This is a genomic window from Stenotrophomonas pictorum JCM 9942 (genome assembly GCF_001310775.1).
Taxonomy (GTDB): Bacteria; Pseudomonadota; Gammaproteobacteria; order Xanthomonadales; family Xanthomonadaceae; genus Stenotrophomonas; species Stenotrophomonas pictorum.
In genome coordinates, this window is record NZ_BAZI01000165.1 from 1 (window position 1) to 6,258 (window position 6,258).

Below are 6,258 nucleotides of genomic sequence, written 5' to 3' on the forward strand. Positions count from 1 at the left end.
CCGAACCGCTATTGGAAATTACACGCCGTTCCTAGCGGATTTAATGTCAAGAAGATTGATCTGGTCAATCTTATCTTTGTGGATCACGATGGTCAGCTTCGCGGGATACTTGAATCGCATTTCGCTGATCCTGAACGTCCACAGCATTATCTTCAGGAGATCCTCGTCGGAAATGTTCTTGTGTCCTTTGATTCGCGTGATTCCCGAACCGAAGATTGTGGTCGATACGCTTTGCTGGGCGTAGACGTTGTTTACCTTGTCCCAGAAATTGATGAGAAACTCAAGGTACTCCGGCATCGTTAGCAGCGCCTTGTTGTTCTCGTCGAACTTGGAGAACGCGGTCAGGAGGTAGTCCTTGTACAGGCAGATCGTGCCTATCTGATATCTTTTCTTCTTCCCCTGTTTCCTGGCCTCGTTCTCATCCAGCACTTCGCTGATATCAAAAGCGTATTCCTCGATGTGGCGGTCCAGTTCGGAGAGTGGGACGCCGAGATGCTTCTGGATGAAAACGCCGTTGAGGGAAGTCTCGCCAATTATCTTGTTATCAACCTGCGTGTCGAAATACTCATTGAAGGCGATTGCCTTCAATCCAGGCTGCTGGAAAATGTCTCCAGTCTTGATCGCGACATCGCTGCCCTCGACATTGATGTCGATACTATTCAGGTTGTTCGACCAGAGCCATATCACCAAGTAGGTGAGCGCCAGTATTACTAAGAAGGCCAAGCCAGCCTTCAGCTTCCACTCGGTAGGGACGTCAACAAAAATAACTACGAATGACAGCGTACCGCTGATGACAGCGGTGATCTCAAGGAATTTCTTGATGACCCGCCTGTCAAAAAAGTTGACCTTCGCCATGACGTGGATCATTCGCTCCGATATGTCGATTGATTATGGGTTGTACCTGTAGATGCCTGGGGCCTTCATGCTCCCAACCATGAACTCGCCGTCCTGCAAGGATTTTTTTATGAGTTCCTTGTTCATTGGGACATGAAGCGTAGGGATTTTGCTCATCGAATCCCGGAATACGGGAAGATTTCCCCACAGGTTCTTGACCGCCTGCTTCAATGATCCACCGACCAGCAGGCTTTCCTTGGTGGCATATTCAGGGTAGACGACGATGACGGGTAGCCCCTGGTCGTTGATCCCGTAGTCGATTTCTTCTCGAAGGGCACGGGAATTCGTCGTGATCGAACTCAAGATGAGGATGATGTTCTTCGAGTTCCGAAGGCGCTCCCTGAGTCTCGGCTTCAGGGTGTATTCCCAATCGCTGCCGTCGCGGACGCTGTAAGTTTTGTCGTGCGAATCGACAAAGGGGAACGTCGCATCAGCGCCTTTCCACATCCGCAGGGTGTTGTAGTATTGAAAATCTTTTGTCGCATTGGCACCCAGCGAGCTGGGATGGAATGGCTCCGCAACGTAGAAGGCGGTGTAGTTTCCATTTCGATATGCCATGGCGCTTCTCAATCTCCGTCTGAATTCAATACCGCCTCAAGTTCCTGGCGAACCTGCGCCAGCAACTCGTCGGCCTTGCGCGTGCTGTCGCCTGCGTAAGCCAGCGTCAGCAGCGTGAGCGGGTGGATCTCCATCACCTCGCACAGCTCGGCCAGTTTGTTCAAGGTCGGGCTTTTAAGGTCGCGCTCCAGGGTACTCATATAGGTGCGGCTCGACACGTCCGAAAACGCTTCTTGGCTCAAGCCACGCGCTTTCCTGACTGTCTTCAAAGCCTTCGCCAATGAGTACCGAGCCGCCACCTATGGTTCCCCTGAAAAACCAAGATGACAACTCATTGCGCTCTATAGGGCTACAATCTATAGTGTTCATTGTTGTTCTCCGCTTTCGTGCCTTTACGGAAATCCGTATCGACGGGTTCCAGCAAAGCCACAGAACCGCATCCGTGCTTGCGCACGAAGGCGTACATCCGTTTTCGCGGTTCTGCGCTTCGACGTGGAACAGCATTTGTGCATCATTGGATTTGTGGGATTGCCGACCATGCCCCAGTCACTCACCACCGCCCCGGAGCGCGCGCAACTGCTCGCCAACGGCGCGGCCCGTGCCGCTGGCCGGGCCATCGACCCGGTGCCCGTGGTGCGCCTGTTCACGCCGGACCGCGCACGTGACCTGGCTGCTGGCCGCGCTCGACCCCGTCGATGGCGATACCGCCTGGGGCCTCATCGACCTGGGGATCGGGATGCCGGCGCAAGGCACCTTCAAGCTGTCCGAGCTGGCCGGCATCGTCGGGCCACGCAAGCAGCCCGTGATGCGCGATCTCTATTTCCAGCCCACGCGCACACTGTCGGAATACACCTGCTTGGCCGAGCAAGACGGGGCTATCCCGGACTGAGCACAGCCCACTGTGACTTTTTCAGTCTGGTGTCATACCGGGCAGGTCTCAATCAGCATTCTTGCGGCGCAGCCGCACCAGTCTGATCCAAATAGACATGATGCCCGACGCGGGCTACGGCAGGCTGGTCTGTACGGCGCCCCACCTCGGGGCGTTGCCGCCGCAGCATTGAGACAACTACCGCAACGCATCGGAGCCAATCGGTCTTGACAGTCCCAACTATCTTTTTTCCCCATGACGTTCTGATGATGGCGATGTAGCGCTAGCCCTGCCGTGGCGGCCTGTCCTGTTCGCAGGGAGGTTGCGCCATGGTCGATCCCCATCACGTCGCGCATTGGTATCCGACTGCCGCTTACCTGTACGTCCTTTGGCTGGATACGCTCGCGCTCGCCTGGGAGTACCTGCGCAGGCATCCCGACTACCGGCTTGACTGGCTGCGCCGTCATCGCCGGCCTGAAGCAGCGCATCGCTGGGGCTTGCGCCTGCTGGAAGACCCTGCCTTGGATGCGCGTGACGCGCATCCCGCTTGGCTGCCTGGTCATGCGGCCGTGGTGCAGCTCTATCCCGATGCCGACCCGCCGCAGGATGCCGCCACCTTCGCGTTCTGGTGCATCCCCGGCCACAAGCAACTTCTCCACGACGGCAAGGGGCTGGCGCTGATCGCGCGCAGCCCAGGCCATTGCCTGCGCTTCGCGTTGGCGTCCGCCCTGGAAGACGGCATGGCCGTGGCCTATGCCCATCGCGGCGGCGCTGCCGCGAATGCGCGTCGCCATACGCACGGCCCAGCCTTGGCCGACGCCAAGCCCAGGCCAACACCTGCCGCGCTGCTGGAGCTGCACACCTTGCAGGCGCTCGACGCGACCCTGGCGGGCGCATCCTTGCGCGATGTCGGCGAAGGGCTGTTCGGTGCCGAGGCCGTGGCCGATTGGTACAGCGATGGCGGCCTGCGCTCCAAGGTGCGCCGCCTGGTGCGGCGCGGCGATGCGCTGATGCGCGGCGCTATCGCCGATTAGCACAGCTTCCGCCGCTTGAGAAGGGTCGTTTTGATGCGGACGCAAAACGGCCCTGATCGGAAACCTCTCGCTTCTTGAGACTGCTCCATCCGGTCGCGCTGTGTGGCCGGGCGTTTTCAAACGATGGAGGTTCACACCATGCGTCCCGCTCCTTTGCGGCCTGCCGCCACTGTCTCGACCGCTGCCGCGCAACCTCAACGCTATCTCACCAACGACGAAGCCGCCGAGTACCTACGCCTATCGCCGCGCACGCTGGAAAAGCAGCGCGTGATTGGCGGTGGCCCGCGCTTTCGCAAGTTCGGCCGCCGTGTCATGTACGCCGTGGCCGACCTCGATGCCTGGGCTGCCGACCGCAGCTTCGAGACGACCTCCGATCCCGAATACGCCGAGCACCACTTGGCCGACAGCCGTGCGCGCTGATCGGCGGCGCGCGGCAGGCCATCGCCATGTCCAGCACCGCGCTGCCGTCTCGGCAGCGGCCGTTGCAGGAGCGCGAACAGCTCGACCTGTTCCGCGCCTTGCCCGGCGACATGGCGCCGCGCGACAGCCAGGACTTGATGGCCTATCCGTTCTTCTCGCTCGGCAAGTCCAAGCGGGTCAAGCCCATCGACTTCCGTGCGGGCAACGTGACGATCCGCGTGGAGGGCACGGCCGAACACGGCATCGCCACGATCTGGGATGCGGACGTGCTGATCTGGGCTGCCTCGCAGATCGTGGAGGCGAAGGACGCGGGCCTGCGGCCCTCGCGGCTGATGCGCGCCACGCCCTACGAGATCCTGCGCTTCATCGGGCGCGGCAAGTCGCTGCGCGACTACCAGCGCCTCAAAGCGGCCTTGGATCGGCTGCAATCGACCACGGTGGCCACGTCCATCCGCGAGACGACCGGGCGGCGCCTGCATCGCTTCTCGTGGATCAACGAATGGAAGGAACTGGCCGATGCCAACGGCACGCCGCTGGGCATCGAGCTGATCCTGCCGGACTGGTTCTACGCCGGCGTGCTCGACGCCGCCCTGGTGCTGACCATCGACCCGGCGTATTTCCGGCTGACCGGCGGCATCGAGCGGTGGCTGTACCGCCTGGTGCGCAAGCACGGCGGCAAGCAGGAATACGGCTGGCAATTCGACTTCCGCTACCTGCACCAGAAGTCCGGCAGCACTGCGAAGCCCTACGACTTCGCCTGCGACCTGCGCGCGCTGGTCGCGCGGCAGTCGCTGCCCGGCTACGTCCTGGGCATCGAGAGGATGCCGGACAACGGCATGGAACTGCTGACGTTCCGGCCCGTGCCGCATACGGCACGGGGATAACTCCGGGAGAGCCTGTGAATGGTGTCGTGCTATCAGGCGTGCGGGGTATCGTGCTATCGGGCGTGGGACTATCGTGCTATCAGGCGTGCCGATCGGCCGCAAACCCGCACCAGCACTGGGTTTCCCCGCCCTCTAACTTCCCTAACTTAATTTCTCTAACTTTTAGTAGAGAAACGCCGCTGCGGTGGACAACCACCACGCGGCCGCAAACGCCGCGACAACAGCCGGGCTTTCCAGCAGGGAGGGCCAGGTCATGATCGTCGCGCTGCTCAACCAGAAAGGCGGCGTGGGCAAGACCACGCTTGCTACGCACATCGCCGGCGAGCTGGCGATGCGCGGCCAGCATGTCGTGCTGCTGGACGCCGACCCGCAGGGTTCATCGCTGGACTGGACGCAGCGCAGAAGCCAGCAAGGCTTGCCACGGCTGTTCAGCGCCGTCGGCCTCGCACGCGAAACGCTGCATCAGGAAGCGCCAGAACTCGCCAGGCGGGCAGATCACGTCGTCATCGATGGGCCGCCGCGCATCGCCGCCTTGGCGCGCTCCGCGCTGCTGGCGGCTGAGCGCGTGCTGATCCCGGTGCAGCCCAGTCCCTACGACCTCTGGGCTTCAGCTGAAATGGTGGCGCTGATCCGCGAGGCGCAGGTGTTCCGGCCGGCGCTGCGCGCGGCCTTCGTCATCAACCGGCGCGTCAGTACCACCGTGATCGGGCGCGAAGCGCGCCAGGCGCTCGCAGACCAGCCGCTTCCTGCGCTGCGCGCGGAAGTGCATCAACGCATCGTGTTCGCCGACAGCGTGGCCGCTGGCCGGCTTGCACGCGAGACGGCGCCGAACAGCGCCGCCGCCCGCGAGATCACGGCGCTGGTGGACGAATTGCTGCGGTGGCCGTCATGACAGAGAAGCCGCCACCGAACAGCAAGCGCAATGCCAAGCGCGTCGGCATCGGCGCGCGTCCGCCCGCGAATCCACACGCCGAGGCGTGGATTCGTCAGGGCGACGCCGATGCGCTCAACAAGGGCGACCTGTACACCGCACGTCTGACCCTCGACATCACGCCCGCCATGCGGGCGCGCATCAAGGTGTCGGCCTTCACGCAGGGCGTGACCGTTGCCGATCTGTTGCGCGGGCTGCTGGAGCGAGAGTTTCCAGAACACCGCAGGGAGAGCACACCATGAACGCATCCGCTTCGCCTGCCGCTGGCGCGGCCACGGCTGCGCTCGCAGCACCTTCCGGCCAGCCTGCCAACGCGCCGCTGACGCGCGTGGCGCTGGCTACATCGAACCACGCTTCAAGCTCTATCTGCGCTTCGGTGAACCCGCGCGCACGCTCCAGCTCGACCGCTGGCGGCGTTGCGCGGTGTTCCTGCCGGGCGCCGTGTTTTGCCGCATCCGCTGGCAGGCCAACGACTACGGCACCGTGCGCTGGCAGCTCATGGTCATGCAGGCTTGCACGCCGCTGGACGCGGCGCAGCGCATCCCCGGCGTGCAGCCGGGCGCGCGCCTGCTGCTGCACGCCGAGGGAGAAAATCAGGTGCGCGCCATGCTGGAACGCATCGACGCCATCGAGGCGCTGGGCATCGCCACCTGTCGGTGCCTCGCCCGC

The 6,258-nt window shown here is 62.4% G+C and carries 8 protein-coding genes and 3 pseudogenes; 8 read left to right on the top strand and 3 right to left on the bottom strand.

All coding sequences use genetic code 11. The features are described 5' to 3' along the window. Positions 1 to 18 precede the first annotated feature (18 nt). The 3 genes from JCM9942_RS09535 to JCM9942_RS09545 are packed head-to-tail and all read right to left on the bottom strand — an operon-like array spanning position 19 to position 1,751. Positions 19 to 855 carry a macro domain-containing protein gene (locus JCM9942_RS09535; RefSeq protein WP_024162204.1) on the bottom strand — a complete coding sequence of 279 codons (837 nt, stop codon included), beginning with the start codon at positions 853 to 855 and terminating at the stop codon, positions 19 to 21. 33 nt (positions 856 to 888) lie between these two features. Next, a complete protein-coding gene (locus JCM9942_RS09540) occupies positions 889 to 1,452 on the bottom strand; it encodes a TIR domain-containing protein (RefSeq protein ID WP_016448843.1) in 564 nt (187 codons plus the stop codon). An 8-nt stretch (positions 1,453 to 1,460) separates the two neighbouring features. Then, positions 1,461 to 1,751 carry a helix-turn-helix domain-containing protein gene (locus JCM9942_RS09545; protein WP_034399567.1) on the bottom strand — a complete coding sequence of 97 codons (291 nt, stop codon included), beginning with the start codon at positions 1,749 to 1,751 and terminating at the stop codon, positions 1,461 to 1,463. Positions 1,752 to 1,989: 238 nt separating this feature from the next. On the opposite strand from JCM9942_RS09545, the pseudogene JCM9942_RS20745 reads away from it, so the two are divergent. The 8 genes and pseudogenes from JCM9942_RS20745 to JCM9942_RS09580 all read left to right on the top strand — a co-directional run. Then, a pseudogene (locus JCM9942_RS20745) lies at positions 1,990 to 2,055 on the top strand (hypothetical protein); the annotation flags it as partial. Positions 2,056 to 2,113: 58 nt separating this feature from the next. Continuing rightward, positions 2,114 to 2,341, top strand: coding sequence for a DUF2958 domain-containing protein (locus JCM9942_RS20750; protein WP_425478339.1), 228 nt, complete (start codon positions 2,114 to 2,116; stop codon positions 2,339 to 2,341). Positions 2,342 to 2,649: 308 nt separating this feature from the next. Further along, a pseudogene (locus tag JCM9942_RS09555) lies at positions 2,650 to 3,410 on the top strand (DUF2285 domain-containing protein). An 82-nt stretch (positions 3,411 to 3,492) separates the two neighbouring features. Further along, positions 3,493 to 3,774: a helix-turn-helix transcriptional regulator gene (locus tag JCM9942_RS09560; protein WP_003294091.1), complete on the top strand. Its 282-nt coding sequence runs from the start codon at positions 3,493 to 3,495 to the stop codon at positions 3,772 to 3,774. A gap of 26 nt (positions 3,775 to 3,800) precedes the next feature. Beyond that, positions 3,801 to 4,658, top strand: coding sequence for a replication initiator protein A (locus JCM9942_RS09565; RefSeq protein ID WP_016448840.1), 858 nt, complete (start codon positions 3,801 to 3,803; stop codon positions 4,656 to 4,658). A 253-nt stretch (positions 4,659 to 4,911) separates the two neighbouring features. After that, positions 4,912 to 5,550, top strand: coding sequence for a ParA family partition ATPase (gene parA, locus JCM9942_RS09570; RefSeq protein ID WP_016448839.1), 639 nt, complete (start codon positions 4,912 to 4,914; stop codon positions 5,548 to 5,550). Beyond that, complete coding sequence (locus JCM9942_RS09575; protein WP_016448838.1) at positions 5,547 to 5,831, top strand: hypothetical protein; 285 nt, start codon at positions 5,547 to 5,549, stop codon at positions 5,829 to 5,831. Before parA ends, JCM9942_RS09575 begins: the two co-directional genes overlap by 4 nt. Further along, positions 5,828 to 6,258: pseudogene (locus JCM9942_RS09580) on the top strand (DUF2840 domain-containing protein); the annotation flags it as partial. The gene JCM9942_RS09575 and the pseudogene JCM9942_RS09580, both read left to right, overlap by 4 nt.